Here is a 26,811-nt window from a genome sequence, read left to right on the forward strand (position 1 = left end):
ATGCCCTGTTGATATTCACCTAAAGACAGGAACATCCCCAAAAGGACTACGGGACAAGTTGCACTGTTTTTCAGCTATTTGTGCGAACGACCCGATAATCACCTTAGCGGAACCGATTACGCCATGACCAAAAGCCTACGTTTCAGCCACAAGATTCTCTTGGCCGCCTCACTGATCGTGATACTCGCCTTCAGCCTGTTTACGCTCTATAACGATTACCTCCAGCGTAATGCGATTCGCCAGAACCTGGAGAATTATCTGGCTGAAATGGGCGCGTCCACTTCAACCAACGTGCGCAACCTGTTCGATGGCCGGATCAAGTTGGTGGAAAACCTGGCGCAGAACATCAATCAGGATCCGCGCAACGCCGAAACCCTGATGGGCCAGAATGCACTGACCTCAAGTTTTCTCACGGTTTACCTGGGCAAAGTCGATGGCGGCTTCAGCGTACGCCCCGATGCGAAGATGCCTGACGGTTACGACCCGCGCACCCGCCCCTGGTACAAGGACGGCATGAACGCCAACGGGGCGATGCTGACCGAACCGTATATCGACCTGACCACCAACAAGATGGTCATCGGTATTCTCAACAAGGTCTCCAGCAGCGTCGGCGTAGTCGGCGGCGACCTGGCCCTGGACGGCCTGGTAGAAATCATCAACTCGCTGAACTTCGGCGGCATGGGCTACGCGTTCCTGGTCAACGACCAGGGCAAGATCCTGGTTCACCCGGACACGTCACTGGTGATGAAGTCGCTGTCGGACCTGTTCCCGCAGCGCACGCCGAACCTCTCCGGCGAACTGACCGAAGTCAGCGCCGATGGCCAGCAACGCTTGCTCACCTTCACTCCGATCAAGGGCCTGCCCGCAGCCAACTGGTACATCGGTCTATCGGTGGACAAGGATAAGGCCTTTGCCATGCTCAGCACCTTCCGCACCTCGGCGGTGATTGCCACCCTGGTCGCGGTAGTGATCATCATCGGCCTGCTCGGCCTGCTGATCAGCGTGCTGATGAAGCCATTGCTGACCATGACCCGCGCCATGGAAGACATCGCCCAGGGCGAAGGCGACCTGACCAAGCGCCTGACCATTCACAATCACGATGAGTTCGGCGTGCTCGGCAGTGCCTTCAACCGCTTCGTCGAGCGCATTCACGGCTCGATCCGCGAAGTGTCTTCGGCCACCGAGCAGGTCAACGAAGTGGCCTTGCGGGTGATCAGTGCTTCCAACTCGTCGATGAGCAACTCCGACGAGCAATCCAACCGGACCAACAGCGTCGCGGCGGCCATCAACCAGCTGGGTGCAGCCGCCCAGGAAATTGCCGGCAACGCCGCGCAAGCGTCGCAGCACGCTACCTCGGCACGCCGCCTGGCCGAAGAAGGCCAAGAGGTGGTGGACCGCAATATCCAGGCAATGAATCGCCTGTCTGACCTGATCGTCACCTCCAGCGCCCACATCGAGACGCTGAACAGCAAGACGGTGAACATCGGCCAGATCCTCGAAGTGATTACCAGCATCTCCCAGCAGACCAACCTGCTCGCCCTCAACGCGGCGATCGAAGCAGCGCGCGCTGGCGAGGCCGGCCGTGGCTTTGCGGTGGTAGCAGATGAGGTCCGCAACCTGGCGCACCGCACGCAGGAGTCGGCGCAACAGGTACAGACCATGATCGAAGAGCTGCAGGTCGGTGCCCGTGAATCGGTCGATACCATGGGTCAGAGCCAGCGCCACAGCCAGGACAGCGTGCAGATCGCCAACCAGGCGGGTGAGCGGCTGGAGAGCGTCACCGTGCGCATCGGCGAAATCGACGGCATGAATCAGTCAGTAGCGACTGCCACCGAAGAGCAAACCGCCGTGGTCGATTCGATCAACATGGACATCAGCGAAATCAACATGCTCAACCAGGAGGGCGTCGAGAACCTGCAGGCCACCCTGCGCGCGTGTTCCGACCTGGAGCAGCAGGCCGGACGCCTGAAGCAACTGGTGGGCAGTTTCAGAATCTAGCGGCTAGCTGCAAGAAAGAGCATGGCCGTCCGCGCACCTGCTTTTTCTTGCAGCTTCACGCTTGCAGCATGTAACTGATCTTTTCGAACAAACTATTCTTCTGAGAGGTCCACCTTTAGGCGTGTCATCGCCGGCTGATTACAGCCGGGTGACAGACCCGAAGATGGTCCCGGAGGGATACTGATCGTGCACATCGCTGACATCACCATGTTCTACGCCCCGGCCAGCGGCGGCGTACGTACCTATCTTGATGCCAAACATCGCCGCCTCGACGCCATGACTGGCGTGCGCCACAGCCTGCTGATCCCTGGCCCCAGCGCCAGTCATACGGATGGGGTCTACCAGGTCCCCGCGCCTCCCTTGCCCTTCGGCAAAGGCTACCGTTTCCCGGTACGCCTGGCGCCGTGGTGCAATGTGCTGCGCGAACTCCAGCCCGATCTGATCGAAGTCGGCGACCCCTATCTGACTGCCTGGGCGGCCCTTGAAGCGCGACGCAAGCTCGACGTGCCGGTGATCGGTTTCTATCACTCCGACCTGCCATTGCTGGTCGGCAATCGCATGGGCAACTGGTTCACGCCAAACGTCGAGGCTTACGTCAGCAAGCTTTATGGCAACTTCGACCGGGTCCTGGCGCCGAGCCAGGTAATGGCCGACAAACTGCGCAGGCTGGGTGTACGCGAGGTGCATGTACAGCGCCTGGGCGTGGACCTGGCCACCTTCAACCCCGAGCACCGCGACAGCCAGCTGCGCGCGCAATTGGGAATCCCTGATACCACTCGCCTGCTGGTGTTCGCCGGGCGTGGCTCGCGCGAGAAGAACCTGCCGGTACTGCTCGACTGCATGACTCGGCTGGGCAATCACTACCACTTGCTGCTGGTGGGTTCGGGCATGCCGGCCAATGTCCCGGACAACGTCAGCGTGATCAACCGGTTCTGCCCCCTGCAAGAAGTCGCACGGCTGATTGCCAGCGCCGACCTGCTGGTGCATGCCGGTGACCAGGAAACCTTCGGCCTGGTGATTCTCGAAGCCATGGCCTGCGCCACACCCGTAGTCGCGGTTCGGGCCGGCGCCTTCGGCGAAATCGTCAACGAGCAGTGCGGCCGCCTGTGCGCGCCGAACGATGGTGTGGCGATGGCGGCGGCCGTGCGCGAGATCTTCGAGGACGGCGTTCGCAAGCTCGGCCAGCAAGCGCGCCGGCATGTCGAGCAACACTACTCGTGGGACAACGTAGTCAATGGTTTGCTGCAGCACTACCAGGCCGTACTGGGCCACTCGCCACAGGCACGCGCTCATGGCTGAGGCCTTGCCGAGTCAGCCCAGCCTGATGCTGGTGCTGCACGATGTTGCCCCGGAGACCTGGCCCGACTACCAACCCTTCGTAGAGGCCGTCGATCAGTTGGGCAAGGTGCCCATGACCTGGCTGGTGGTGCCCGACTTTCATCACCGCAACGCGCTCGACCGCGCCCCAGCGTTCTGCCGGATGCTCGAGCGACGTTTGAGCCAAGGCGATGAACTGGCCCTGCATGGTTACTACCATGCCGACGACGGGCCAGCACCGCGCAGCCCACGCGATTACTTCATGCGCCGAATCTACACCCATGAAGGTGAGTTCTACGGCCTTGACCAAGCCCAAGCCCTGCACCGCCTGCAAGCCGGGCTGGAGCTGTTCGACCAGCAGGGCTGGCCCGTGGCCGGTTTCGTCGCCCCCGCCTGGTTGATGAGCGAAGGCACGCGCCAAGCCCTGCGCCAGCTGCCGTTGCGCTACACGAGCACGCCCCAGCACTTGTATCGATTGCCCGAGTTCACCGCCATCGACGCGCCCGGCTTGGTCTGGAGTGCACGCAGCGCGTGGCGCCGCGGCATGTCGCGGGTGCTCTGCGACTGGCAGTGTCGGCGCTGGCGTAGCGCCGAGACCTTGCGCCTGGGGCTGCACCCGGTCGACATGCGCCACCGGGCCTCACGCGAATACTGGTTGCGTACCTTGCAGGCGCTACTCGAACAAGGACGCCAGCCTTTGACCAAGTCCGCCTGGCTGGACCGCCAGGTCGCGGCATGAAGCGATTCGCCTGGATTGCGCTGGCATTGCTGTTGGCACTGCTGGTTCCGACCTTGCTGGGAGGCAGCGAGCTGCTGCCCAGGTTGCAGGCCTTCGCCCCGGGCTTGCTGCTGACGCTACTGGGGATGATTCTGCTGTGCTGGGTGATCAACGCCATGCGCCTGCGCCTGCTGCTCGGCGAGCAAGGGGCAACGCTGGGCCGGGTGCGCAGTCTGGGGGTGGTGATGGCCACCGAATTCGCCATCTGCACCACACCGGGCGGCAGCGGTGGCCCGCTGGCGCTGATGGCGCTACTGGCGCGCGAACGCATCGGCCCGGCGCGTAGTGGCGCGGTGTTCGCCATGGACCAGTTGAACGACCTGCTGTTCTTCTTCTGCGCCATGCTGGCGATCGCCGGCTATGCGCTGTTCCACAGCTTGGGGCGCAGCCAGGAGAGCATGCTGCTCGGCAGCGCACTGATGCTCTGCAGCGCGCTGGCCTGTGTGCTGGGCCTGCTGCGTTATCGACGCCAAGTAATGCGCTTCAATGGCAGGCTGCTGCAGCGCCTGGGCCTGGCCGCTCAGCGCCGACGGCGCTGGGCGCGCAAGCTGCTGCGCTTCGTGCATGCCCTGGCAGACACCTGGCGCCTGCCCAAGCGCACGCTGGCGCTGGTCTTCAGCCTCACCTGCGTACACTGGAGCCTGCGTTACAGCGTGTTGTACCTGGTGTTGCGCGGGCTGGGCGTGGAGTTGGCGTGGATACCCAGTTTTCTGGTGCAGATGCTCGCGCTCAGCGCCGGCCAGTTCAGCCTGTTGCCCGGCGGTGCAGGTGCGGCGGAGCTGACCTCGGCGAGCCTGTTGACGCCCTTGGTGGGCGGCTCGACCGCGGCGGCGGCGATTCTGATCTGGCGCGCCGTTACCTACTATTTTTATCTGCTGGCGGGCGGACCGGTGTTTGTTTGCCTGCTGGCACGTCCGCTGCTGGCGCGCTGGCGTCGCCATCAAGCGGGTTGAGCTGACGCCAGAGCTCGGCGGCACCGACAAACTCAGTGCCGTGCTCCTCGCTCAAGGCTTCGGGATCGAAGCGGGCCAGGCAACCTTCACCCAGCGTCGGTGGCGCCTGGGCGCCGGCCTTGTCGCGTGGATCAGCCATTGGCCCGCCCTCGTCTCAGTCGAACACTACAGTCTTGTTACCGTGCACCAGCACGCGATCTTCAAGGTGATAGCGCAGGCCACGGGCAAGCACCATTTTCTCGACGTCGCGGCCGAAGCGGACCATGTCTTCGATGCTGTCGGCGTGGCTGACACGGACCACGTCCTGCTCGATGATCGGGCCGGCGTCCAGCTCTTCGGTGACATAGTGGCAGGTCGCGCCGATCAGCTTGACGCCACGCAGTGCTGCCTGGTGATACGGCTTGGCACCGACAAACGACGGCAGGAAGCTGTGGTGGATGTTGATGACCTTCTCGGCGTACTGCTGACACAACTGTGGTGGCAGGATCTGCATATAGCGCGCCAGCACCACCACATCGGCCTGGTGCTCTTCGACCAGGCGCGAGACTTCGGCGAAGGCTGGTTGCTTGTCTTTCGGATCAACCGGAACATGGAAGAACGGAATGCCATGCCACTCGACCATGCTGCGCAGGTCGTCGTGGTTGGAGATCACGCAGGGAATGTCACAGTCCAGCTCGTCGGTGTGCCAGCGATGCAGCAGGTCGGCCAGGCAGTGCGATTCGCGGCTGGCCATCAGCACCACGCGCTTCTTCTGCGCCGAGTCGGTGACCCGCCAGATCATCGAGAACTCTTCGGCGATTGGCGCGAAGGCCTCACGGAAAGCCTCGATACCAAACGGCAGTGATTCGGCACGGATCTCATGGCGCATGAAGAACCAACCACTCTGCACGTCGGAGTGGTGGCTCGCTTCGTTGATCCAGCCATTGTACAAAGCCAGGAAATTACTGACTTTCGCCACGATGCCGACACGGTCGGGGCAAGCAATCACCAGTCGATAGGTGTGCATGGGGTGAGACTCCAAGAACTTCGCAAAGGCGCATAGTCTAGCGACCTGTCATGAAAAACGCAGTAATCATCGACGCCCACGCTGCGTATCCGCTACACGGCGCTGGGGCAGAGACAATTAGCCGGCAACAGCGTGCTTGCCATGAGTGCTCACTGGCATATGTAAAATTTTCTTAATCGGCGCATGTTGTTATTAGCCGCCCGTTTACCGTGCAGGGCTTTATTAATTGTTTACTTGGGACTATCGCCTGTCTATTATTGACCCACACTGTCTCCCTGAACATGCATTAAGGAACACACCATGTCCCTGATCAACGAATACCGCGCTACCGAAGAAGCCATCAAAGAACTTCAAGCTCGTCTGGCCAACCTGTCGCAAGATGACAAGCTGAAAAAAGAGCTGGAGTTTGAAGGCAAGCTGCGCACCCTGATGGGTGAATACTCCAAGTCGCTGCGTGACGTGATTGCCCTGCTCGATCCAGAGTCGAAACTGAGCAAGGCCCCGCGCGGCGCCGTCAAGACCACCGGCACCAAGCGTGCACGCAAGGTCAAGCAATACAAGAACCCGCACAACGGTGAAGTCATCGAAACCAAAGGCGGCAACCACAAGACCCTGAAAGAGTGGAAAGCCAAATGGGGTGGCGATGAGGTTGAAGGCTGGGCAACCCTGCTGGACTAAGTCCCGCTGCACTGCTCACAAAAAAGCGCCGGCAATTGCCGGCGCTTTTTATTTGTCACTTCGAATTACAACTGCAACTGCACTTTTAATTGAGCGGCATGCGCCTGCCAGGCCTCCAGCACCCGCCGCCCAGCCTCGTCGGCCGTCGCCCAGCTGCTCTGCCACGCCTGCTGGAAATCACCCAGGGTGTTCGGCGCGCCCATCTGTGGATCACTCAAGCGCTGCTGGCAGAACAGCTGCCAACGCTGGCGCTCTTGCTCACTCAAGGTGTCGGGGAAGTTTCGCGCACGGTAGCGGAATAACAGTTCAGGCATCCGCGGGTCATCAAACATCCACTGCGATTGTCCCAGTTGCTCAGGCTCTGCCACACGTACCTGCTCACACAGCCGGCGATCTCGATCGCCAAGAAAACCACCGTACAACTGCTGCTCGGGATCTTCACCAGGGGCAAAATCTTCGGCGCTATAAATGGCCGATAATTTGTCTTGCCACGCGCTTTGCTGACGGGCCAAGTCTTCCCCGCGTGATTGCAGCAGGGCGATATCGATGCCCAGACGCTGTTGATCGGCCGGGCGCAATACCGACAATGGCGCCAGCACCGGACACCGATTGATTTGCACCAACTTCAACGGGACGGGTAATTGTCCTACAGTTAATTGCTCACGTCGGGTGTACAAACGCTCTCGTAATGTTTCAGCGTTTTCCCTTATTAACGGTGAGGTTTCCAGTTGCAGGTCGCACACAATCAGGGCATTGCGATTACGCGGGTGCCAGGCCAGCGGCAGGACCACCCCGATGTAGTTGCGCTCGGCAGAAAAACGCCCGGAAATATGTACCAGCGGCTGTAACAAGCGAATCTGTTCCATGACCTTGTGCTTGCTGCGCAACTGGAACAACCAGTCATACAACCGGGGTTGCTTGTCACGTATCAGCCGCGCCAGAGCGATGGTCGCCCGCACATCGGAAAGTGCCTCGTGGGCATGTCCGTGATCGATGCCATTGGCTTTGCTGAGCAACTCCAGGCGCAGACTGGTCCTACCGTCCTGTTGCGGCCAGACAATACCTTCCGGGCGCAGCGCATAAGCGGTGCGGACCACGTCGATCAGATCCCAGCGGCTGTTGCCGCCCTGCCATTCACGGGCGTAGGGATCGAAAAAGTTGCGATAGAGGCTGTAGCGGGTGACCTCGTCATCGAAGCGCAAGGTGTTGTAACCGGCGCCACAGGTGCCCGGACGGACCAGTTGCTGGTGCACCCGGGTCATGAACTCGGCTTCGCACAAGCCGTTGCTGGCTAATTGCTCAGGGGTGATACCGGTTACCAGGCAGGCTGCCGGGTGCGGCAGGATATCGGCGGAGGGCCGGCAGTAGAGATTGACCGGCACCTCGATCTCATTGAGGTCAAGGTCAGTGCGCACACCCGCCATCTGCAGCGGACGGTCGCAGCGCGGGTTGATACCGGTGGTTTCGTAGTCGTGCCAGAAGATGCTGGAGCTCACGGGGTCTTCCTGTAACTAGGTCGACCGTGAGTCTAGCGGCCTGGGCGGCTAAATCGAATCCCCAATCCTGGCACCGTGTGTCGGCGGGCGTCAGACCGACGCGTTGGCGGAGTGAAAACTGAAGAAATCCCGCAGCGAGCGGACGAACTCATCGTACTCGCGTGGCGCCAGCAGCAGCATGAAACCCGAGTCGTAATGGCCGGGTGTCTGGTCTTCCCTGGACCACAGGCAACTGGCGGTAAGGTTGATGAACTGCTGCCCGCCGCCGGCCAATGGCACCCGCAACTGCAGTTCGAAATCCGGCCCGACCAGCACCGGCAAGGCGCTGATGAGCATCAAGCCGTCTTCGGAGGCATTACCCAGGTAGCCGACCTGCTGGCCGGTCAAGCGGTTGTATACCTTGAGTACACAAGGTAACTGATGACGTTCGATATGACGTTGGATAAACATGGTCGCGCGTGTTGTCCCGTAGCCGAAGCCAGGAATGCGGGGTACTGGCGGTTGCTGTTACACCTAGGCTACAGATTAGCCCAGCGAACGCGGCAAATCTCGTGAAATCAAGGACACCTTGGTATTAACGCCAAGGCGTAGTGCTGACCGGGCTGGCCACCGCCGGTTCGCCCGCCCGATAGTGCCCAAGCTTCTCCAGCGTCTGCAGCCGGGCGCGGGCGCGGTAGGCGTATTCATTCTGCGGGTAGCGCTGGATCAGGTACTGGTAGGTCTGGGCGGCATCGACGAAGAGCTTCTGGCGCTCCAGGCACTGACCGCGCAACAGCGACACTTCGGGATGGATGAACGGCCGCGCACGGCTGGTGCGGTCGACCTGCGACAGCTCGAGCATGACCCGTTGACAGTCGCCACGGTCGTAGGCGCGATAGGCGTTGTTCAGGTGATGGTCCATCGACCAACGGGTGCAGCCGACGACACTCGCCGCGACAGCTAAAACGATCAGGGCTCGCATGGGGGATCTCCTTTGCTACGCAGTATATCGGCCCGACACGACAAATCTTCACAGGCTTTTGCAAGGATACCCCGACCGTTCAAATGCCACCCTCGCAGGAAGCCAGGTAGTGCAACGGAACAATGACTACAGCGCAATTGAGGAGTAGCCTTTCGCTGCGCTTCACTATAGGAGTCTGTGCATGACCATCCGCCGTACCAAAATCGTCGCCACCCTTGGCCCCGCCAGCAACTCGCCGGAAGTGATCGAACAACTGATCCTCGCCGGCCTGGACGTGGCACGCCTGAACTTCTCCCACGGCACTCCGGACGAGCACAAGGCGCGCGCGCGCCTGATCCGTGAGATCGCCGCCAAGAACGGTCGCCACGTCGCACTGCTGGGCGACTTGCAGGGTCCCAAGATCCGCATCGCCAAGTTCAGCAACAAGCGCATCGAACTGAAGATCGGTGACAAGTTCACCTTCTCCACCGTCCACCGGCTGACCGAAGGCAACCAGGACATCGTCGGGATCGATTACCCCGACCTGGTCAAGGACTGCGGCGTAAACGACGAACTGCTGCTCGACGACGGCCGCGTGGTCATGCGCGTCGAGACCGCCACCGCTGACGCCCTGCACTGCGTAGTGCTGGTCGGTGGCCCGCTGTCGGACCACAAAGGCATCAACCGCAAAGGTGGCGGCCTGACCGCACCGGCCCTGACCGAAAAAGACAAGGCCGACATCAAGCTGGCTGCGGAAATGGACCTGGATTACCTGGCCGTGTCGTTCCCCCGTGATGCCAAGGACATGGAATACGCGCGCAAGCTGCGTGACGAGTCCGGCGGCAGCGCCTGGCTGGTGGCCAAGATCGAACGCGCCGAAGCGGTCGCCGACGACCAGACCCTCGACGACCTGATCGCTGCGTCCGACGCCGTGATGGTCGCCCGTGGTGACCTGGGCGTGGAAATCGGCGACGCCGAGCTGATCGGTATCCAGAAGAAGATCATCCAGCACGCCCGCCGCAACAACAAAGCGGTGATCGTTGCGACCCAGATGATGGAGTCGATGATCCAGAACCCGATGCCGACCCGTGCCGAAGTGTCCGACGTGGCCAACGCCGTGCTCGACAACACCGACGCGGTGATGCTCTCGGCCGAAAGCGCCGCGGGTCAGTATCCGATCGAAGCGGTCCAGGCCATGGCGCGGATCTGCCAGGGCGCCGAGAAGCACCCGACCAACCAGAAATCCAGCCACCGCCTGCACACCACCTTCGAGCGTTGCGACGAAAGCATCGCCCTGGCGGCGATGTACACGGCCAACCACTTCCCCGGCGTCAAGGCGATCATCGCCCTCACCGAGAGTGGCTACACCCCGCTGATCATGTCGCGCCTGCGTTCGCACGTGCCGATCTACGCGCTGTCCCCGCACCGCGCCACCCAGGCCCGTGCGTCGATGTTCCGCGGCGTCTACCCGATCGCCTTCGACCCGGCGTCGCTGCCGGCCGACAAGGTCAGCCAAGCTGCCGTGGACGAGCTGTTGCAGCGCGGCCTGGTTCAGCAAGGTGACTGGGTCATCCTGACCAAGGGCGACAGCTACCACACCATTGGTGGCACCAACGGCATGAAGATCCTGCATGTCGGTGATCCGCTGGTCGGCTGATTCAGGCCTACAGGCCCGCCCTTATGCGTCTTGTAAGGGCGGGCTTGCCCCGCGATTACGTTTGTACGAGCAACTCCCGCCTGTCAGACATGTTCGGTAAACACATCCGCCAACAGCTGACTCCTCGGCAAGCCGGCAATAAACAGCCGCCGCGCAAACTGCTCGACACTCCCCGGCGCACCACACGCCAACGCCACCGTCTGCCGTGACGCCAGGCGCAACCCCGCCAGCGCTTGCTGGAACTGCTCCACGGCAATCAACTCCACGCTGACCTGCGGATGCTCAGCGACCAGCGCATTCAGCCCCTCGGCCAAATAGTGCGCCTGCGCCACATGCACGACCTTGATCTCACCCTCATGCCCTTCGCGCAACGCTTCGCGCAAGATGCCCCATAGCGGCGCAAGGCCAGTGCCCGCTGCCAGCAACCAGAGCGGCCGCGCCTGCCAGTCCGGATCGTAATGCAGCGCACCGCCACGCAACTCGCCCAGGCGCAATTCGTCCCCCACCCGCAGTACCCGGGCCAGGTCAGAAAACGCCCCCGGACGCCGGCAATCGATATGAAACTCGAGAAAATCATCCTCGCCCGGCAGGCTGGCCAAGGAATACGGCCGCGCCACGTCGCCGTTCCACAGCAGCACATGCTGCCCCGCGCGATAGCGTAACGGCCGCTCTGGCCGAATGCGCAGGCGCAGCACCTCGGCAAACCAGTGCAGCCCGCAGACCTGCGCCGCCCGCCCATCGCTGAGCGGATCGAACAGTGCGACCTGCAGGTCGGTCACTACCCGACACTGACAGGCGAGTCGCCAGCCCAGCGCGTACTTCTCCAGCTCGACCGCCTCGGGCAAGGCATCCGCCGGCTGCCCCTCGAGACAGCGCACCAGGCAGGCATGGCAACTGCCCGCGCGGCAGCTGTAGGGCACGGCCAAACCTGCCGCATTGAGGGCATCGAGCAGGTTGCTGCCGGCCGGCACCGGCCAACGGCGCGCGCCCACGCAGAGTTCAGGCATGGTCAGTTCATCTCCAACGATCACAGTGCCACTGTAAGGCAAGCCGACAGCCACGGCAAAAACGATGCCTGCACGCGGCCGACCAAGGTCCAGACCGCACGCAGGTGTACCGGGCACGGATGCGCGCTATACTGCCGCGCCTTTTTCACGCCGGCCTGACCTGCCGGCGTGCCTTGCAAGGTCGTTTCGACACGCTGGTCGGCACCGTCGGAAGGGCCTCAACGAATGTTCCCGTCTTTAAGAGGAGCGCGCTGCATGACCGTGATCAAGCAAGACGACCTGATTCAGAGCGTCGCCGACGCCCTGCAATTCATCTCGTACTACCACCCCGTCGATTTCATCCAGGCGATGCACGAAGCCTACCTGCGTGAAGAATCGCCCGCTGCACGCGATTCGATTGCCCAGATCCTGATCAACTCGCGCATGTGCGCCACCGGCCACCGCCCGATCTGCCAGGACACCGGTATCGTCACCGTGTTTGTCCGGGTGGGCATGGACGTGCGCTGGGACGGCGCGACCATGAGCCTGGACGACATGATCAACGAGGGCGTGCGCCGCGCCTACAACCTGCCCGAGAACGTCCTGCGTGCCTCGATCCTGGCCGACCCGGCCGGTGCTCGCAAGAACACCAAGGACAACACCCCGGCCGTCATCCACTACTCGATCGTCCCTGGCGACAAGCTCGAAGTGGACGTCGCAGCCAAAGGCGGCGGCTCGGAAAACAAGTCGAAGATGGCCATGCTCAACCCGTCCGACTCGATCGTCGACTGGGTGCTCAAGACCGTTCCGACCATGGGCGCTGGCTGGTGCCCACCGGGCATGCTCGGTATCGGCATTGGCGGTACTGCCGAGAAGGCAGCGGTAATGGCCAAGGAAGTCTTGATGGAATCCATCGACATCCATGAGCTCAAGGCCCGCGGCCCGCAGAACCGCATCGAAGAGATCCGCCTGGAGCTGTTCGACAAGGTCAACCAGCTGGGCATCGGCGCCCAGGGCCTGGGCGGCCTGACCACCGTGCTCGACGTCAAGATCATGGACTACCCGACCCACGCCGCCTCGCTGCCGGTGTGCATGATCCCCAACTGCGCGGCCACCCGTCACGCCCACTTCGTGCTCGACGGCTCCGGCCCAGCCGAGCTCGAAGCGCCGTCGCTGGACGCCTACCCGGAAATCGTCTGGGAAGCCGGCCCGAGCGCGCGTCGGGTCAACCTCGACAGCATCACCCCGGAAGAAGTCGCCAGCTGGAAACCGGGCGAGACCATCCTGCTCAACGGCAAGATGCTCACCGGTCGCGATGCCGCGCACAAGCGCATGGTCGAGATGCTCAACCGTGGCGAAGAGCTGCCGGTCGACCTCAAGGGCCGCTTCATCTACTACGTCGGCCCGGTTGATCCGGTCGGTGACGAAGTGGTCGGCCCAGCCGGCCCGACCACCGCTACCCGGATGGACAAGTTCACCCGGCAGATCCTCGAGCAGACTGGCCTGCTCGGCATGATCGGCAAGTCCGAGCGCGGCCCGACCGCAATCGAAGCGATCAAGGACAACAAGGCCGTGTACCTGATGGCTGTCGGCGGTGCCGCCTACCTGGTCGCCCAGGCCATTCGCAAGTCGCAGGTGCTGGCCTTTGCCGAACTGGGCATGGAAGCGATCTACGAGTTCGACGTCAAGGACATGCCGGTCACCGTCGCGGTAGACAGCAATGGTGAGTCGGTGCACATCACCGGTCCTGCGCTGTGGCAGAACAAGATCGCGCAAAGCCTGGCAGTGGAAGTGAAGTAATCCACCGCTAGAGACCTTGCTGTAAGCGTTGCGGCCTCTGCGCCGACCAAGCCCGCTCCCACTCGTGTTGGAGCAGGCTTGGCCGGCGCAGAGGCCGCAATTGTTTTACCGATACAGACAGATCATGTCGGCAGCGCCTTGAGCCAGAAGGACAGGATCTTGCTCGACCCCTCGCGCTCGTCCAGATCGCGCCAGGTACGCGATGCACGCAGGGACGGCTCGCGCAGAAAGCCACGGTTACGCCAGAAACCCTGCAAGGGTTTGAAGTCCGAGGGCCGCAGTTGATGCCCGGACGGCCGCTCGACGGCACAGAACGCGCAGTAGTCGAACGCGGCAAGCTTGTGTGCATAGGACTCGCGTTCGATAAAGAAGCGCACGCCCAGGCCTTGTCCGCGATAGGCCGGTAGCAGCACCGATTCGCCGAAGTAGAAGATCCGGGCCGGATCGCGTCCATTAGCCAGGAACGGCTGCTGGAATTCGGCAGTCTCATCGGCCAAGGGCAGCCCCAGCGAGGCACCAACCACTCGCCCCTCATCCAAGGCCAACACCATCAGGCTGCGCCCGGAGCGGGCATATGCAGACAGCGCGTCGGCCTCCTGTTCCTGAGTGCCGTCATACAGGTAGGGAAACTCGCGAAACACCGTCAGGCGCAGGCGAGCGAGCTCATCGATGTAAGGCGCGATGGCAGCGCCGTGCAACAGGCGGATTTCCATGTTGGGCGGTCGTTTTGTCGATGTGGATGACGCGCTCGGCTAAGCCGGGCCTGAGCAGAAACCCTATCATCCGCTGCATGCCCTCTCCTTTCCCGTACACGACAGGAACATTGCCATGACCGCTACCGAACTGGTCGGCGCCTACTACGCCGCGCTGAATGCCAAAGACTTGCCGGCTTTGCTCGCCCTGCTCAGCGAGGATGTGATCCATGACATCAATCAGGGGCAGCGGCAGATGGGCAAGGCCGCATTCGCCGCCTTCATGGACAAGAGGAGCCGCTGCTACCACGAGCGCCTGGCCGACATCGTGCTGATGCAGGATAGCGACGGCAAGCGCGCCGCCGCCGAGTTCACCGTGCATGGCCAGTACATCGCCGACGACGACGGCTTGCCTGCGGCCAAGAGCCAGACGTACGTGCTATCGGCGGGGGCGTTCTTTTACATTCACTGCGCCAGGATTGCCCGGGTCAGCACCTACTACAACCTCAATGACTGGCTGGAACAGGTGGAGTGAAACAGGCCTGTGCAGGCGTCAGGCGTCAACCCAGCGGCCGTAGGCCTTGGCGCAGGCCAAACAGCAAAAGCAGCAGGTCCTGATCCGGTTGCGCCGCCGTTTGCGCCTTTACCGCTCGCGGCAAGGCACATTGGCCAACCAGGTCGGCTTTACTGAACACGGTCGGTCGAGGCTCTGCCCACGCGGCTACCGCCACGGTGGTCACGGCCATTGCCGCCAGGAGAAACACAGTTCGAGCTATTTCTAGTTTCATTACTCTAAACCTTTGACAGCGCTGCCAAACGCCATCTGGTAAAAATAGAGCAATGTGCGCCATTCGCTATCGTTGAGTGACGAATGGCGGCGCAACTGACCAAGGTCATTGAGGGCTGCACGCTGGCGGCTGATGCGCCGACGGCACTTCTCCAGGTCAAGCAAGGCCACTTCCGCGCGGGCCTGCTCACCCTCTCCCGTGACCTTGATGAAAACGTGTTTGCCATACAGACAGCCATGCTGCCAGTGCCCCAGGTGCATGCGCGCCAGGTTGTCTGCGAGGTCCTTGAGCATTCGCTCGTGCAAGACCTGCGGGTAGGCCCCGCGTGCACCTTCGGCGTGCCAGCTGTCGAGGTCGACGAAACCGTCCAACGCTTCACTCACCAGTAGGGCTCGCCACTGATGATCGCGATCACGCTGGGCACCGCAGTAGACGATGCGCGGTACCCGCACGCCGAGCTGTTCAAAACTGTGCAGGGCATCCTGCTCACGCAACACCGTCGGACGACCGAACGGATGGAGCAGGCTACGGTAGGTATGGCCAATCTGGCGTTTGGCATAGAGCAACTGCCCGCTCGCGTCGTTCAGCCGCTGCACGCCGCTTTCGCCGCCGCGCCGCTGATTGGGCTCCTCGACCCATTCGCCCTGCTGTTGCCAGTAGTAATCGAACTGGGAACCCTGACCTTGCGCTGTTGCCATGAAATGCCTACCCCTTGCGTAATACGTAAACTCGCCACATGGCGTAGAACGGCAGGAAGTCGAGACGTTCCTGAATGCGAAAGCCGGCAGCCACGAATTCTTGCTCAACTGTATCGGCAGGTAACACAAAACGGTTCTGGTAACTGTCCTGCTCCGTTTTGGCGCTGCGTCGTTGTTCGAGCTTCTTGCGTCGCCAGGCCTTGAAATTGCCATCCACCCACAGCGACAGAATCACGCTGTCGCGACTAACCCGCTGAAACTCCGAAAGAATGGTCTTGCGATGGGCGGCCTCGCCGATGTGGTGGAACAGGCGCATGCAGAAGATGCTGTCCACTGCGTTGTCCGGCAAGTCGATGGCAAAGGCAGATGTTTGCAAGGGGCGTACCCGCGCCACCACTTCTGGCGGTTGCGCGGCACAGGCTGTCTCGATCATCGCCTGCGAATTGTCCGCACCGATGATCACCCGATTGGCTTTTTCCGCCAGCAATGGCCAGAACCGGCCCGCGCCACAGGGCAGGTCAAGCACCAGCCCGGGGTCGCCAGCGAGTGCCAAGGCACGCCGCGCCAGCTGCTCGTCGCGTTGATGGGATAAACGCCGTGCCAGGCCATCCTGGTGCTTGCGGAAGTACTCCTGAGCGTGCTGTTGATCGTACTTTTCGGAAAATTCGAGTTTGATGGGGCTTCGCATGGGCATCTCCTGACTCCAGTGCGCAGACATTAAGTACACGCACGTAGGAATCAGGTCATGCTGATGTGAAAAATACGTAAGACTTTTCCGCAAATATTGCGGGAAATTACTGACTTAGACGCTGTTCATCCAAGCCACCTTCTTGCAGCAGCGGCGTGCCCTGGCTCAGATCGACCTGGAAACGACAGCCATGCGGCGAGGTTGCGGTGAGGGTTACCCGCCAGCCTTGGTCATCACAGATCCGTTGCACCAGCGACAACCCCAGGCCCAGGCCCTCTCCTCGGCGCTCGTCGCCGCGCACGAAGGGTTGGAACATCGCTTCGCGTTGCTCCTCAGGGATGCCCACGCCACTGTCTTCGACACTGAAACCATTCGGCTCCAGGCTCAGACGAATGTAGCCGCTATCGGTGTAGTGGGCGGCGTTGCGCAGCAGGTTGCCCATCACCGATTGCAGGAAGGTGGCGTTGTGCACAACGGTGCTGGCACTGACCCGACCGTCGTAATACAGCGCCAGGCCTTTCTGCTCGATGGTGTCGCGCCAGACCCCGATAAGGTCGTCGGCCACCTCGCGCAATGAGGCCCGGGAAGCCACAGCGCCTTCGTCACGCTGGGCGCGGGCGAGCATGAGGAAGGTCTTGACCAGCTCGCGCATCTCTTCAGTGGCCCGCGCGATGCGTTCCACCTGGTTGCGCGCGCGGCTATCCAGGCCGGGGTTCTCGATCAGCAGCTCGCAGGAGGTGGCCAGCACCATCAGCGGTGTTCGTAGTTCATGGCTGACGTCGCTGGTGAACAGCCGCTCGCGGGTCAAGGCATCGCGCAACCGACCGAGCGTGTCGTCAAAGGCCACCGCCAACTGGCCGACTTCGTCCGCGGCATAGTCCGGCGCCAACGGCGGCGCCAGCCCGAGCAACTGATCGCGGTGACGGACCTGGCGCGCCAGGCGAATCACCGGGGCCATCACCCGTCGTGCCAGCAGCCAGCCGAGGAACACCGCCAGCACCAGGCTGAGCAGAAAGCCCACGACTACCACAGCAAACAGCACCCGCTCGCGTTCCTCGAAATCACTCTGGTCCTGCAACAGCACGTAGTGCCGGCCATCGACCACTTCGACCATCGCGTGGTACGACAGCTGGTCGCGGAACACCTCGTGGAAGCCTGGCGTCAGGTGACGCAGGTCTTTGGGCAGCTCGAAGTCGTCACGCCCGCCACTGAAATAGAACAGTTGGTCGGGACGCGGCCGATGGCTCCAGTCGCTGACGCTGTCCATGCGCAGCAGGCGCTGCAGATCACCGCCGAGCACGGCCGAAATCAGCCGTTCTTCGACCAGGTGCACGGTGGCTACGATACCGAAGGCGAAGGCCCCGGCGACCAGTGCACTCATCAACGCGAAAGCGATGATGATGCGCTGGGCAAGGCTCTGCTTAAACTCCATCGCGACCCTCGGCGAGGCGGTAGCCGACGCCATGGACGGTATGCAGCAAAGGTTTGTCGAAAGGTTTGTCGATCACTTGGCGCAACTGGTGGACATGGCTGCGCAAGCTGTCGCTGTCCGGGCAGTCATCGCCCCACAGGGCTTCTTCGAGGACTTCTCGGCGCAGCACGTGCGGGCTCTTCTGCATCAATACGGCGAGCAGCTTGAGACCGACCGGGTTGAGCTTGAGCAGGCGACCCTGGCGGGTTACTTCAAGGGTATCGAGGTCATAGATGAGCTCGGCGACCTGCAAGGTACGGCGCCCGCCGCCTTGGCTGCGGCGCAGTACGGCTTCGATGCGCGCGGCCAGTTCGGACAGGGCGAAGGGCTTGAGCAGGTAGTCGTCGGCACCGGAGCGGAAGCCTTGCAGGCGGTCGTCCAACTGGTCGCGAGCGGTGAGCATGATCACCGGCGTGTCGCGGCGGGCGTCTTCGCGCAGGCGTTTGCACAGGGTGTAGCCATCGATGCCGGGCAACATGATGTCGAGGACGATCAGGTCGTAGTGTTCGGTCGCGGCCAGGTGCAAGCCGGACAGGCCGTCTTGGGCACAATCGACGGTGTAGCCCTTCATGCCGAGGTAATCGGCGAGGTTGGCGAGGATATCGCGGTTGTCTTCAACCAGTAGAATGCGCATCGAGGTCTCCTGTGCGGCGCTTTCGCAGTGCGCGGCAGGCGCAGCTTACGGGCATCGCAGGCGCTGCGCCAGCCTCTGCCGACTAGGCGAGGTACGCTGTCAGCTTGGGAGCGGCGTTGTGTCGCGAAACGGCTGGGTAGCGGACCCAGGATCGGCCGGGCGTACATCTAAAAGGTTCTTCAGGATTGGCGGGGAGGCTGGGGCTTGTAGGTTGGGGGCTTATCCAGTTGATGTGGTGGCGCCACTGGCCCCTTCCACCCTTACGGCGGGTCACTTTTTTTCTTGGAAAAAAGTAACCAAAAACTGCTGGCTCCTGCATCCGGCCCTACGCTGCGCTTCGGGGTTCCCTCGCTCCGGTCTCCTGACGTCTCGAAGTCACGGGCGGCGTCTGGGCTGGCGTTGTTTTCGATAGTGGCAGGTGGGGTGGATGTTCGGGCCTCTTCGCGGGACAAGCCCGCTCCTACAGGTCCTGCGTCGAATTCAACATCTGCGTAAATCCTGTAGGAGCGGGCTTGCCCCGCGAAGAGGCCGGTACTGCCAACGCAAATCGCAGGGCGCAGCCCTGCCCAGCCACCCCACAAATCCGCTGGTAAATAAACAAAGCGAGAGCGCAGCGATTCGCCTGCCGTTGCAGTGGCTGTTGATCTTGATCTTGATCTGCGCTCGGCCTCCTGAAGTCGCGAAGTTACGGGCGGCGTCTGGGCTGGCGTTATTTTTGATAGTGGCATGGGTGGTGGATGTTCGGGCCTCTTCGCGGGGCAAGCCCGCTCCTACAGGGTCGGCGCAGATTGTGAATACGGCGCAATCCCTGTAGGAGCGGGCTTGTCCCGCGAAGAGGACGGTACTGCCAACGCAAATCGCAGGGCGCAGCCCTGCCCAGCCACCCCACAAATCCGCTGGTAAATAAACAAAGCGAAAGCGCAGCGATTCGCCTGCCGTTGCCTTGGCTGTTGATCTTGATCTTGCTCTTGATCTACCCAGCGACTTCAGGAGGCCGAGTGGAGGTCTTGCGCAGGGAGGTGGAGGCCATGGATGGCCGGAAAGCGCTGAGGCCCAGGATGGGCCGTAAAGCGCGGTCCTCCCGGAGCAAGACCGGAGCGAGGGAACCCGCAGCGCAGCGGAGGGCCGGATGCAGGAGCCAGCGGTTTTTGGTTACTTTTTTCCAAGAAAAAAAGTGACCCGCCGTAAGGGCAGAAGGGGCCAGTGGCACCATCACATCAAATGGATAAGCCCACAATGCCTAAGCCAGCCAAGCCAAGCCAACAGACCATCTCCCCCAATAATCCGCGAAGTACCCAAAAAAAAGCCCCCGCACTAGGCGGGGGCTTTTTTTACAGCGAGGGGTAAGGCTGGCTTACATCATGCCGCCCATGCCACCCATGCCGCCCATGTCTGGCATGCCGCCGCCAGCTGGTGCATCGCTCGGGGCATCAGCAATCATCGCTTCGGTGGTGATCATCAGACCGCCAATCGAAGCCGCAGCTTGCAGTGCCGAACGGGTGACCTTGGCTGGGTCGAGGATACCCATCTCGATCATGTCGCCGTACTCGCCGGTAGCAGCGTTGTAGCCGTAGTTGCCCGAACCCTGCTTGACCTTGTCGGCCACAACGCTTGGCTCGTCGCCGGCGTTGGCAGTGATCTGACGCAGCGGCGATTCAACAGCGCGACGCAGCAGCGCGATACCGACGTTCTGGTCTTCGTTGTCACCTTTAAGGTCAACGATGGCCGACAGCGCACGTACCAGGGCAACACCGCCGCCAGGTACCACGCCTTCTTCAACGGCTGCACGGGTAGCGTGCAGGGCGTCTTCAACGCGGGCTTTCTTCTCTTTCATTTCAACTTCGGTGCCAGCACCGACCTTGATCACGGCAACACCGCCAGCCAGCTTGGCCAGACGCTCTTGCAGCTTCTCACGGTCGTAGTCCGACGAAGTCTCTTCGATCTGGGCGCGGATCTGCTTGACGCGAGCCTGGATGTCGTCTTCAACACCAGCGCCATCGATGATGGTGGTGTTTTCTTTCGACAGGATGACGCGCTTGGCGTTACCCAGGTGCTCCAGGGTAGCCGATTCCAGCGACAGGCCGATTTCTTCGGAGATGACTTGGCCGCCGGTCAGGACAGCGATGTCCTGCAGCATGGCCTTGCGACGGTCGCCGAAGCCTGGAGCCTTGACCGCAGCAACCTTGACGATGCCGCGCATGTTGTTGACTACCAGGGTAGCCAGCGCTTCGCCTTCAACGTCTTCGGCAACGATCAGCAGAGGACGGCCGGCTTTGGCAACGGCTTCCAGAACTGGCAGCAGCTCGCGGATGTTGGAGATCTTCTTGTCAACCAGCAGCAGCAGCGGGCCATCCAGCTCGGCAACCATGGTGTCCGGCTTGTTGACGAAGTACGGCGACAGGTAGCCACGGTCGAACTGCATGCCTTCAACAACAGACAGTTCGTTTTCCAGGCCCGAGCCTTCTTCAACGGTGATCACGCCTTCTTTACCGACTTTTTCCATGGCTTCGGCGATGATTTCACCGATGGAGCTGTCGGAGTTGGCGGAGATGGTGCCAACCTGAGCAATGGCCTTGGAATCGGAGCAAGGCTTGGACAGGTTTTTCAGCTCGGCGACGATGGCGGTGGTGGCCTTGTCGATGCCGCGCTTCAGGTCCATCGGGTTCATGCCGGCAGCGACGGCTTTCAGGCCTTCGTTGACGATGGCTTGAGCCAGAACGGTAGCGGTGGTGGTGCCGTCACCGGCAGCGTCGTTGGCCTTGGAAGCAACTTCCTTGACCAGCTGGGCGCCCATGTTTTCGAAAGCGTCTTTCAGCTCGATTTCTTTGGCAACCGAAACACCGTCTTTGGTGATGGTTGGCGCGCCGAAGCTCTTGGCCAGCACAACGTTACGGCCTTTAGGGCCCAGGGTGGCTTTTACTGCGTCAGCCAGAACGTTGACACCAACGAGCATTTTCTTGCGGGCGGAATCGCCGAATTTTACGTCTTTAGCAGCCATGATCGTTTAATCCTTGGAATTCTTTGGAGTAACGGGAAGTCGGGGAAATCAGCCTTCTACGACGGCGAGAATCTCGTTCTCGGCCATCACCAGCAGGTCTTCACCATCGACTTTCACGGTGTTGCTGCCCGAGTACGGGCCGAAAACCACTTTGTCACCCACTTTCACGGCCAGCGCGCGAACTTCGCCGTTGTCCAGGATGCGACCGGTGCCGACGGCGACGACTTCACCGCGGTTTGGTTTTTCAGCGGCCGAACCCGGCAGGACGATACCGCCAGCGGTTTTCGATTCTTCTTCGCTGCGACGGATGACTACGCGGTCATGCAGAGGACGAAGCTTCATTGTCGATCTCTCCCAAATTGTGGTTTTCATCGGCCGGTGTCGACACCGGCGGGTTTGAGGCATTCCGGCGTTGCCGGTAGGGGCCCGCACTGAGCGAACCCCTGTGTCTTGTCTGGTGTTTCCACCAGAAACCTTGCGGTGACCACATACATGAGGCCGACCGAAACGATTACAAGGCTTGCCCACGAAAATATTTCATTGATTTGCTGCAAAACGAACAACGGCCCCTCTCGGGGCCGTTGTGCAAAAAGCTCGACACAATCACTGATCGCGGCGCTGGTACTCGCCTTCGATGACATTGGGCCGCTGAGCGCCCTCGGGTGGCCGGGCATTGAATGGATCGTCCTGGAAGGCCCGTTGGCGCATGGCCTGGGCCTCGGCGCGCTGGCGCATCTTGCGCGCGGCCAGCTGACGAGTGAACGGCAACAAGAAGATCAGGCCCAGCACGTCGCTGATGAAACCTGGGACCAGCAGCAAGATACCGGCGACCGCCAGCATCAGCCCATGGAACATGTCCTCAGCGGGCAGTTCGCCACGCTGCAGGCTCTCACGGGCACGCAGGGCGGTGGCCAGACCGGCCACGCGCATCACCAGCAGGCCCAGGGCGGAGCCGGCGATGATCAGCAGCAGCGCCGGGAAGAATCCGATAGCGGCGCTGACTTTGACGAAGACAAACAGCTCCAGCACCGGAAAAAGCAGAAACAGCAATAGAAAAGCACGCATCAAGGGTTCCTCGACGGAAGACAACCTTCCACTAAGACCACAAATGGATGCGTGAGGTCGGTTTTTCAACCCTCGACTGCAGTCGAAGCTGGCCATTTGTCGGCGCGCGCCAGCAAAACCAAGGCTTCACGAACTTGTGTCGGCGTATTGCAAGTGCTTGGAAACGGCAGCCAGTAAACGCCCTGGCCTATGCGCAAGTGCATGCCTTCGCTGTCGATGCCCACCAGCTCTGCCGGTGAGGTGCGCGGCAGTTCGCTGAGCTCGACGTAGTGCGCGATGGCGTTGGCGTGGTCACTGTTCATGTGCTCGATCATGCTGGCCTCCGCTTTGCCGGCAAAGGCATTGGCCAGGGTGACCTGGTCGAGCCAGTGGATCGCGCCGAAACCGCCGATATAGCGGTGACGTACCGGTTGCAGGACCCAGAAGTCGAAGTCATGGGCCTTGTGGTAATTGGCGGCATCCGGGAAGTAACGGTAGTAACGCTCGGCGGCTGCCTCGATCGCGCTGTCGTCGGTCAGCTTGCGCGCCTCGGCCATTACCGTCAGGCGGCCCACGGCCTGGATATCTTCGGCCTCGCGTTCGCCTACAAGCAGTGAGCACTTGGCGTCTTTCTGCAAGTTGTGGGTGTGCTGGGCGATGCGGCTGATGAGAATCAACGGGTTGCCTTCGGCGTCCAGGCAGTACGGGACTACCGAGCCGAACGGGTAACCGGGCATGGACTTGGAATGGGTCGAGAGAACGCCGCGGTACTCCTTGAGCAGCAGTTCGCGGGCGGGACGCAGGGCTTGGGTACTCACGAAGCAGGCTCCTCAGGGCAGACGGGATGGGTGACAAGATAAGCATTATCACTGCCGACTGCCAAGGGGACTGCTGCGCAGCCCTTTCCTGCGCGGCGGTCCGACTTGACCCGCGAAATCGGCGAAGCCGGTGCCCTATACCACGGTGGCTGGTCGGGCCTCTTCGCGGGGCAAGCCCGCTCCTACAGGGTTCGGAGTCAGCGCGAGCTCTGTATCGCGAAAAGGCCGCAACGCGGCCCCTGAGGGTTTACCAGGTAACGCCAAAGCCTGCGGTGTAGCGCGTCTTGTCCAGGTCGCTGTCGCTGGTGCCCTGGATCATGTCCTTCTCGGCCTTGAGGTTGAGCGAGGCCCACTCGGTGACTTTGTAGCGCAGACCGATTTCAGCATCCAGCGAGTAGTCGGCCACATTGCCCAGTGGCTTGCCCAACTCACCGTTGGTGAACAGCTGAACGTTCTTGCCGATCAGGTAGCGGGTGTAGTCCCACTTGATCGCTGCGGCATAGAAGTTGTCCTTGCCACCGTCACGGTACTGGTAGTCGGTGCGGTTGATCAGCCCGCCGAGCGAGAACGCCCCCAGTTCGTCATCCCAGAACTGGTAGCCCGGGCCGGTACCGACGGTACGCTGGCGGGCCAGGTCCTCGATATGGTCGCGCTTGTACTCCATGCGCCCTTGCCAGAACCACTTCTCGGTCAGGAAGCGGTCAAGCGCGTACTCGGCGCTCCAGTTGTTGGTGGTGGTGACATCGTCCTTGGTCTCGCGGTTGTACTCGCCCTCGGCGTTATGCCGCCAGCGGCCGTGACGCGCAGTGGTCTTGAAGCCGACATCGTAGTCGTCGGTGTCGTTTTCGGCGCGCTTGTAGTCCATGGCCACATCGACATTGCCCTTCCACAGGAAGTCTTCGACCAGCGGCCGCGGCTTCATGATCTGCTCGATGCTGGCCAGCTCGACGGTCTTCGGCGCGTCACCGTTGGCCAGGGTCACCTTGCCCGCCTCTGCGGCTTTCAGCGACTTGGTCTTCTCGCCGGTGTAGGCGTCTTGCTTGACCAGCATCTCCTGGTCACTCTCGAGGGTCTGCACCTGTTTCCAGTCAAGGGCAATGGAGCCACCATAAGGCGTCTCGAGCAGCAGCTTGCCGCCGTCGAAGACCTTGATCTTGCCACTGAGCTTGTCACCGTTCTTCATCCACACGGTGTCGGCGAAAGCGGGGCTACAGAGAGAAGCGGCGATAAGGCAGAGCAAGGTTCTAGAATACATAAGCTGATTACGGGCTCGGTTTGACGAAAAAAGCCGGGCATTATCCAGATACACGCGACTAGAGCAAGGACAGACCCAGCACATGCCATTGAGTTCAACTCTCATTTGCCCAACTGCTCGGCCCAATTGCCGTCAACCGCCGGGGCTGGCCTGATGGCGGGCGCTGCGCGCCTTTCGGCGGAAGATGCCCAAGCCCGACGAATGGCGCTGTATCTGGTGCTCGGGCAAGTTCCTGAGGGCAAGGTGGTCAGCTATGGTCAACTGGCCGACTTGGCAGGTTTGGGGCGGGCGGCACGCTGGGTTGGACGCACCCTGGGGCAGTTGCCCAGCGACACTCGCCTGCCTTGGCATCGCGTGCTGGGTGCCGGCGGTCGGCTGAGCCTGATCGTGGGGACGCCATCAGGCGACGAACAGCGTGCCCGACTGCGCGCGGAGGGCGTCAATGTAACCAATAATCGTGTGGATATGACGCGCCATGGCTGGCGCCCAATGGAGCACAGCGGTTAGAGTGCGCGCTTTGTTTTCGTAACCTTGAGGCAGATGTTGGCCCATGCCCCGTAAAACCTGGCGCGCTGCGCTCGCTGCCTATGCCAGCCCGTCAACCCTGGTGCTGTTGCTGCTTGGCTTCGCCGCTGGCCTGCCGTACATGCTGGTGTTTTCAACCCTTTCAGTCTGGTTGCGCGAAGCCGGTGTGGCCCGCGAGACCATTGGCTACGCCAGCCTGATCGGCCTGGCCTATGCCTTCAAGTGGGTCTGGTCGCCGCTGCTCGACCAATGGCGCCTGCCGCTGCTCGGCGGTCTGGGCCGCCGCCGCTCATGGCTGTTGTTGTCACAGGTGCTGGTGGTAATCGGCCTGGTCGGCATGGGCCTGTGCGACCCGCAAAAACACTTGTCGTGGCTGATTGCCCTGGCGGTGCTGGTGGCCTTTGCCTCGGCCACCCAGGACATCGCCGTCGACGCCTACCGCCTGGAAATCGCCGAAGACCAACGTCAGGCTGCCCTCGCCGCCAGTTACATGGCCGGCTATCGGGTTGCGGCACTGCTGGCGACTGCAGGTGCGTTGTTCTTCGCCGAATGGTTCGGTTCGACCGGCTTCAGCTACCTGCATCAGGCCTGGACCGGCACCTACGTGCTGTTCGGGGTGATCATGCTGCCTGCGGTGTTCACCACACTGGTGATGCGCGAGCCGCCCGTGCCACTGCGCACCCAATTGTCTGCCGCGCGCTATGGCCTGGGCCATCAGTTGGCCTCGGTGTTCGTCCTGATCATCCTGCTGGTGTCGGTGCCTGCCAGCTTCACCCAGCTGTTCAACACCGGCTGGTCGAGCGTGCTGTTCGGTGATTCGAGTGTGCTCGATTTGCTGCTCGAAGACCGCGCCTTCCTGCGCTTGATTCTCTATGTGCTGCTGAGCTGGGCCTGCCTGTCGTCGCTCGGCCGCCGCGGCCTGGCCCCGGTGCTGACCCCGGTCAACGATTTCATCGCGCGTTATCGCTGGCAGGCGCTGCTGTTGCTTGGCCTGATCGCCACCTATCGCATGTCCGACACGGTGATGGGGGTGATGGCCAACGTGTTCTACATCGACATGGGCTTCACCAAGGACCAGATCGCCAGCGTGAGCAAGATCTTCGGCCTGATCATGACCCTGCTCGGTGCCGGTGCGGGCGGCTTGCTGATCGTGCGGTTCGGCATCATGCCGATCCTGTTCATCGGCGGCGTGGCCTCGGCGGGCACCAATATCCTGTTCCTGATGCTGGCCGACATGGGGCCGAACCTGGAAATGCTGGTGGTGACCATCTCGCTGGACAACTTGAGTTCCGGCATGGCCACCTCGGCGTTCGTCGCCTACCTGTCGAGCCTGACCAACCTGAAGTTCTCGGCCACTCAGTACGCGCTGCTCAGCTCGATCATGCTCCTGCTGCCGCGCTTGATCGGTGGCTATTCAGGGGTGATGGTGGAGAAGTTCGGCTATCACGACTTCTTCCTGATCACTGCATTGCTCGGGGTGCCGACCTTGATCCTGATCGCCCTGCAGTGGCGTCAGGAAGCTGGCCGCGGGACGCCTGCCCCTGTACCAGGCCCTGCTTCCGAGCAACCTTGAGCTGAGGGGGCTTCGCCC

At 61.7% G+C, this 26,811-nt stretch carries 27 protein-coding genes; 10 read left to right on the forward strand and 17 right to left on the reverse strand.

The window, feature by feature from the left end; all coding sequences use genetic code 11:
• The first annotated feature begins 123 nt into the window (after positions 1 to 123).
• From J3B00_RS24145 to J3B00_RS24160, 4 genes are all read left to right on the forward strand, one after another.
• Positions 124 to 1,998 carry a methyl-accepting chemotaxis protein gene (locus tag J3B00_RS24145; protein WP_209873166.1) on the forward strand — a complete coding sequence of 625 codons (1,875 nt, stop codon included), beginning with the start codon at positions 124 to 126 and terminating at the stop codon, positions 1,996 to 1,998.
• A gap of 177 nt (positions 1,999 to 2,175) precedes the next feature.
• Positions 2,176 to 3,297 carry a glycosyltransferase family 1 protein gene (locus J3B00_RS24150; protein ID WP_209875128.1) on the forward strand — a complete coding sequence of 374 codons (1,122 nt, stop codon included), beginning with the start codon at positions 2,176 to 2,178 and terminating at the stop codon, positions 3,295 to 3,297.
• Positions 3,290 to 4,054, forward strand: coding sequence for a DUF2334 domain-containing protein (locus J3B00_RS24155; protein WP_209873168.1), 765 nt, complete (start codon positions 3,290 to 3,292; stop codon positions 4,052 to 4,054). Before J3B00_RS24150 ends, J3B00_RS24155 begins: the two co-directional genes overlap by 8 nt.
• Positions 4,051 to 5,046, forward strand: coding sequence for a lysylphosphatidylglycerol synthase transmembrane domain-containing protein (locus J3B00_RS24160; protein ID WP_209873172.1), 996 nt, complete (start codon positions 4,051 to 4,053; stop codon positions 5,044 to 5,046). The genes J3B00_RS24155 and J3B00_RS24160 overlap by 4 nt, the downstream gene beginning before the upstream one ends.
• Here the strand turns inward: J3B00_RS24160 and J3B00_RS26765 are convergent.
• Both J3B00_RS26765 and purU read right to left on the reverse strand, forming a co-directional pair.
• On the reverse strand, positions 4,949 to 5,185 hold the full coding sequence (locus J3B00_RS26765; protein WP_245362618.1) for a hypothetical protein: 237 nt from the start codon (positions 5,183 to 5,185) through the stop codon (positions 4,949 to 4,951). The genes J3B00_RS24160 and J3B00_RS26765 overlap by 98 nt on opposite strands.
• Positions 5,186 to 5,200: 15 nt before the next feature.
• Complete coding sequence (gene purU, locus J3B00_RS24165; protein ID WP_209873175.1) at positions 5,201 to 6,052, reverse strand: formyltetrahydrofolate deformylase; 852 nt, start codon at positions 6,050 to 6,052, stop codon at positions 5,201 to 5,203.
• 300 nt (positions 6,053 to 6,352) lie between these two features.
• Here purU and mvaT point away from each other — a divergent pair, with 300 nt between their 5' ends.
• Positions 6,353 to 6,730, forward strand: coding sequence for a histone-like nucleoid-structuring protein MvaT (gene mvaT / locus J3B00_RS24170; protein ID WP_209873178.1), 378 nt, complete (start codon positions 6,353 to 6,355; stop codon positions 6,728 to 6,730).
• Positions 6,731 to 6,795: 65 nt separating this feature from the next.
• Here mvaT and sbcB read toward each other — a convergent pair whose 3' ends face one another.
• From sbcB to J3B00_RS24185, 3 genes are all read right to left on the reverse strand, one after another.
• A complete protein-coding gene (sbcB, locus tag J3B00_RS24175) occupies positions 6,796 to 8,226 on the reverse strand; it encodes an exodeoxyribonuclease I (RefSeq protein ID WP_209873181.1) in 1,431 nt (476 codons plus the stop codon).
• A gap of 90 nt (positions 8,227 to 8,316) precedes the next feature.
• The gene (locus J3B00_RS24180) at positions 8,317 to 8,676 is read right to left on the reverse strand and encodes a PilZ domain-containing protein (protein ID WP_209873184.1); all 360 of its coding nucleotides are present in this window, start codon (positions 8,674 to 8,676) and stop codon (positions 8,317 to 8,319) included.
• Between the two features lie 124 nt (positions 8,677 to 8,800).
• Positions 8,801 to 9,187, reverse strand: a complete 387-nt coding sequence (locus tag J3B00_RS24185) for a tetratricopeptide repeat protein (RefSeq protein ID WP_209873187.1) — start codon at positions 9,185 to 9,187, stop codon at positions 8,801 to 8,803.
• 181 nt (positions 9,188 to 9,368) lie between these two features.
• Here J3B00_RS24185 and pyk point away from each other — a divergent pair, with 181 nt between their 5' ends.
• Positions 9,369 to 10,823, forward strand: coding sequence for a pyruvate kinase (pyk, locus tag J3B00_RS24190; RefSeq protein ID WP_209873190.1), 1,455 nt, complete (start codon positions 9,369 to 9,371; stop codon positions 10,821 to 10,823).
• An 83-nt stretch (positions 10,824 to 10,906) separates the two neighbouring features.
• Here the strand turns inward: pyk and J3B00_RS24195 are convergent, their stop codons facing one another.
• Positions 10,907 to 11,830 (reverse strand): iron-sulfur-binding ferredoxin reductase, encoded by a 924-nt coding sequence (locus J3B00_RS24195; protein WP_209873194.1) that lies wholly within the window; start codon positions 11,828 to 11,830, stop codon positions 10,907 to 10,909.
• Between the two features lie 255 nt (positions 11,831 to 12,085).
• Between J3B00_RS24195 and J3B00_RS24200 the strand changes: the two genes are divergently transcribed.
• On the forward strand, positions 12,086 to 13,609 hold the full coding sequence (locus J3B00_RS24200; protein WP_209873197.1) for a fumarate hydratase: 1,524 nt from the start codon (positions 12,086 to 12,088) through the stop codon (positions 13,607 to 13,609).
• Positions 13,610 to 13,731: 122 nt separating this feature from the next.
• On the opposite strand, the gene J3B00_RS24205 is transcribed toward J3B00_RS24200, so the two are convergent.
• Entirely contained in the window at positions 13,732 to 14,322 is a 591-nt protein-coding gene (locus J3B00_RS24205; protein ID WP_209873200.1) for a GNAT family acetyltransferase, read from the reverse strand.
• 115 nt (positions 14,323 to 14,437) lie between these two features.
• Here J3B00_RS24205 and J3B00_RS24210 point away from each other — a divergent pair, with 115 nt between their 5' ends.
• Positions 14,438 to 14,836 carry a ketosteroid isomerase-related protein gene (locus J3B00_RS24210; protein ID WP_209873203.1) on the forward strand — a complete coding sequence of 133 codons (399 nt, stop codon included), beginning with the start codon at positions 14,438 to 14,440 and terminating at the stop codon, positions 14,834 to 14,836.
• Between the two features lie 25 nt (positions 14,837 to 14,861).
• On the opposite strand, the gene J3B00_RS24215 is transcribed toward J3B00_RS24210, so the two are convergent.
• The 10 genes from J3B00_RS24215 to J3B00_RS24260 all read right to left on the reverse strand — a co-directional run bounded on the left by J3B00_RS24215 (position 14,862) and on the right by J3B00_RS24260 (position 24,695).
• On the reverse strand, positions 14,862 to 15,089 hold the full coding sequence (locus J3B00_RS24215) for a hypothetical protein (protein WP_209873206.1): 228 nt from the start codon (positions 15,087 to 15,089) through the stop codon (positions 14,862 to 14,864).
• Complete coding sequence (locus J3B00_RS24220) at positions 15,089 to 15,787, reverse strand: lipopolysaccharide kinase InaA family protein (protein ID WP_209873209.1); 699 nt, start codon at positions 15,785 to 15,787, stop codon at positions 15,089 to 15,091. Before J3B00_RS24220 ends, J3B00_RS24215 begins: the two co-directional genes overlap by 1 nt.
• 7 nt (positions 15,788 to 15,794) lie before the next feature.
• Positions 15,795 to 16,475, reverse strand: a complete 681-nt coding sequence (locus J3B00_RS24225; RefSeq protein ID WP_209873212.1) for a class I SAM-dependent methyltransferase — start codon at positions 16,473 to 16,475, stop codon at positions 15,795 to 15,797.
• A 106-nt stretch (positions 16,476 to 16,581) separates the two neighbouring features.
• A complete protein-coding gene (locus J3B00_RS24230) occupies positions 16,582 to 17,907 on the reverse strand; it encodes a HAMP domain-containing sensor histidine kinase (protein WP_209873215.1) in 1,326 nt (441 codons plus the stop codon).
• On the reverse strand, positions 17,897 to 18,580 hold the full coding sequence (colR, locus tag J3B00_RS24235) for a two-component system response regulator ColR (RefSeq protein ID WP_209873218.1): 684 nt from the start codon (positions 18,578 to 18,580) through the stop codon (positions 17,897 to 17,899). The genes J3B00_RS24230 and colR overlap by 11 nt, the downstream gene beginning before the upstream one ends.
• A 1,354-nt stretch (positions 18,581 to 19,934) precedes the next feature.
• Positions 19,935 to 21,578, reverse strand: coding sequence for a chaperonin GroEL (groL, locus tag J3B00_RS24240; RefSeq protein WP_209873221.1), 1,644 nt, complete (start codon positions 21,576 to 21,578; stop codon positions 19,935 to 19,937).
• 48 nt (positions 21,579 to 21,626) lie between these two features.
• On the reverse strand, positions 21,627 to 21,920 hold the full coding sequence (locus J3B00_RS24245) for a co-chaperone GroES (protein WP_016488938.1): 294 nt from the start codon (positions 21,918 to 21,920) through the stop codon (positions 21,627 to 21,629).
• Positions 21,921 to 22,181: 261 nt separating this feature from the next.
• Positions 22,182 to 22,643, reverse strand: coding sequence for an FxsA family protein (locus J3B00_RS24250; protein WP_209873224.1), 462 nt, complete (start codon positions 22,641 to 22,643; stop codon positions 22,182 to 22,184).
• Positions 22,644 to 22,708: 65 nt separating this feature from the next.
• On the reverse strand, positions 22,709 to 23,440 hold the full coding sequence (locus J3B00_RS24255) for a HugZ family protein (protein ID WP_209873228.1): 732 nt from the start codon (positions 23,438 to 23,440) through the stop codon (positions 22,709 to 22,711).
• Between the two features lie 247 nt (positions 23,441 to 23,687).
• The gene (locus J3B00_RS24260) at positions 23,688 to 24,695 is read right to left on the reverse strand and encodes a DUF481 domain-containing protein (RefSeq protein WP_209873231.1); all 1,008 of its coding nucleotides are present in this window, start codon (positions 24,693 to 24,695) and stop codon (positions 23,688 to 23,690) included.
• A 153-nt stretch (positions 24,696 to 24,848) separates the two neighbouring features.
• Here J3B00_RS24260 and J3B00_RS24265 point away from each other — a divergent pair, with 153 nt between their 5' ends.
• On the forward strand, positions 24,849 to 25,202 hold the full coding sequence (locus J3B00_RS24265) for an MGMT family protein (protein ID WP_209875131.1): 354 nt from the start codon (positions 24,849 to 24,851) through the stop codon (positions 25,200 to 25,202).
• Positions 25,203 to 25,245: 43 nt separating this feature from the next.
• Positions 25,246 to 26,793, forward strand: a complete 1,548-nt coding sequence (locus J3B00_RS24270) for an AmpG family muropeptide MFS transporter (protein ID WP_209873234.1) — start codon at positions 25,246 to 25,248, stop codon at positions 26,791 to 26,793.
• The last annotated feature ends 18 nt before the right edge of the window (positions 26,794 to 26,811 follow it).

The sequence above is a fragment of the Pseudomonas sp. BP8 genome (genome assembly GCF_017875955.1).
In the GTDB taxonomy this organism is placed as follows: domain Bacteria; phylum Pseudomonadota; class Gammaproteobacteria; order Pseudomonadales; family Pseudomonadaceae; genus Aquipseudomonas.

Coding starts and splice junctions, on each gene's coding strand:
- J3B00_RS24145 (WP_209873166.1), top strand. CDS start 124: ATGACCAAAAGCCTACGTTTCAGCCACAAGATTCTCTTGGCCGCCTCA.
- J3B00_RS24155 (WP_209873168.1), top strand. CDS start 3,290: ATGGCTGAGGCCTTGCCGAGTCAGCCCAGCCTGATGCTGGTGCTGCAC.
- J3B00_RS24160 (WP_209873172.1), top strand. CDS start 4,051: ATGAAGCGATTCGCCTGGATTGCGCTGGCATTGCTGTTGGCACTGCTG.
- J3B00_RS26765 (WP_245362618.1), bottom strand. CDS start 5,185: ATGGCTGATCCACGCGACAAGGCCGGCGCCCAGGCGCCACCGACGCTG.
- purU (WP_209873175.1), bottom strand. CDS start 6,052: ATGCACACCTATCGACTGGTGATTGCTTGCCCCGACCGTGTCGGCATC.
- mvaT (WP_209873178.1), top strand. CDS start 6,353: ATGTCCCTGATCAACGAATACCGCGCTACCGAAGAAGCCATCAAAGAA.
- J3B00_RS24180 (WP_209873184.1), bottom strand. CDS start 8,676: ATGTTTATCCAACGTCATATCGAACGTCATCAGTTACCTTGTGTACTC.
- J3B00_RS24185 (WP_209873187.1), bottom strand. CDS start 9,187: ATGCGAGCCCTGATCGTTTTAGCTGTCGCGGCGAGTGTCGTCGGCTGC.
- pyk (WP_209873190.1), top strand. CDS start 9,369: ATGACCATCCGCCGTACCAAAATCGTCGCCACCCTTGGCCCCGCCAGC.
- J3B00_RS24195 (WP_209873194.1), bottom strand. CDS start 11,830: ATGCCTGAACTCTGCGTGGGCGCGCGCCGTTGGCCGGTGCCGGCCGGC.
- J3B00_RS24200 (WP_209873197.1), top strand. CDS start 12,086: ATGACCGTGATCAAGCAAGACGACCTGATTCAGAGCGTCGCCGACGCC.
- J3B00_RS24205 (WP_209873200.1), bottom strand. CDS start 14,322: ATGGAAATCCGCCTGTTGCACGGCGCTGCCATCGCGCCTTACATCGAT.
- J3B00_RS24210 (WP_209873203.1), top strand. CDS start 14,438: ATGACCGCTACCGAACTGGTCGGCGCCTACTACGCCGCGCTGAATGCC.
- J3B00_RS24215 (WP_209873206.1), bottom strand. CDS start 15,089: ATGAAACTAGAAATAGCTCGAACTGTGTTTCTCCTGGCGGCAATGGCC.
- J3B00_RS24220 (WP_209873209.1), bottom strand. CDS start 15,787: ATGGCAACAGCGCAAGGTCAGGGTTCCCAGTTCGATTACTACTGGCAA.
- J3B00_RS24225 (WP_209873212.1), bottom strand. CDS start 16,475: ATGCGAAGCCCCATCAAACTCGAATTTTCCGAAAAGTACGATCAACAG.
- J3B00_RS24230 (WP_209873215.1), bottom strand. CDS start 17,907: ATGGAGTTTAAGCAGAGCCTTGCCCAGCGCATCATCATCGCTTTCGCG.
- colR (WP_209873218.1), bottom strand. CDS start 18,580: ATGCGCATTCTACTGGTTGAAGACAACCGCGATATCCTCGCCAACCTC.
- groL (WP_209873221.1), bottom strand. CDS start 21,578: ATGGCTGCTAAAGACGTAAAATTCGGCGATTCCGCCCGCAAGAAAATG.
- J3B00_RS24245 (WP_016488938.1), bottom strand. CDS start 21,920: ATGAAGCTTCGTCCTCTGCATGACCGCGTAGTCATCCGTCGCAGCGAA.
- J3B00_RS24250 (WP_209873224.1), bottom strand. CDS start 22,643: ATGCGTGCTTTTCTATTGCTGTTTCTGCTTTTTCCGGTGCTGGAGCTG.
- J3B00_RS24260 (WP_209873231.1), bottom strand. CDS start 24,695: ATGTATTCTAGAACCTTGCTCTGCCTTATCGCCGCTTCTCTCTGTAGC.
- J3B00_RS24265 (WP_209875131.1), top strand. CDS start 24,849: ATGGCGGGCGCTGCGCGCCTTTCGGCGGAAGATGCCCAAGCCCGACGA.
- J3B00_RS24270 (WP_209873234.1), top strand. CDS start 25,246: ATGCCCCGTAAAACCTGGCGCGCTGCGCTCGCTGCCTATGCCAGCCCG.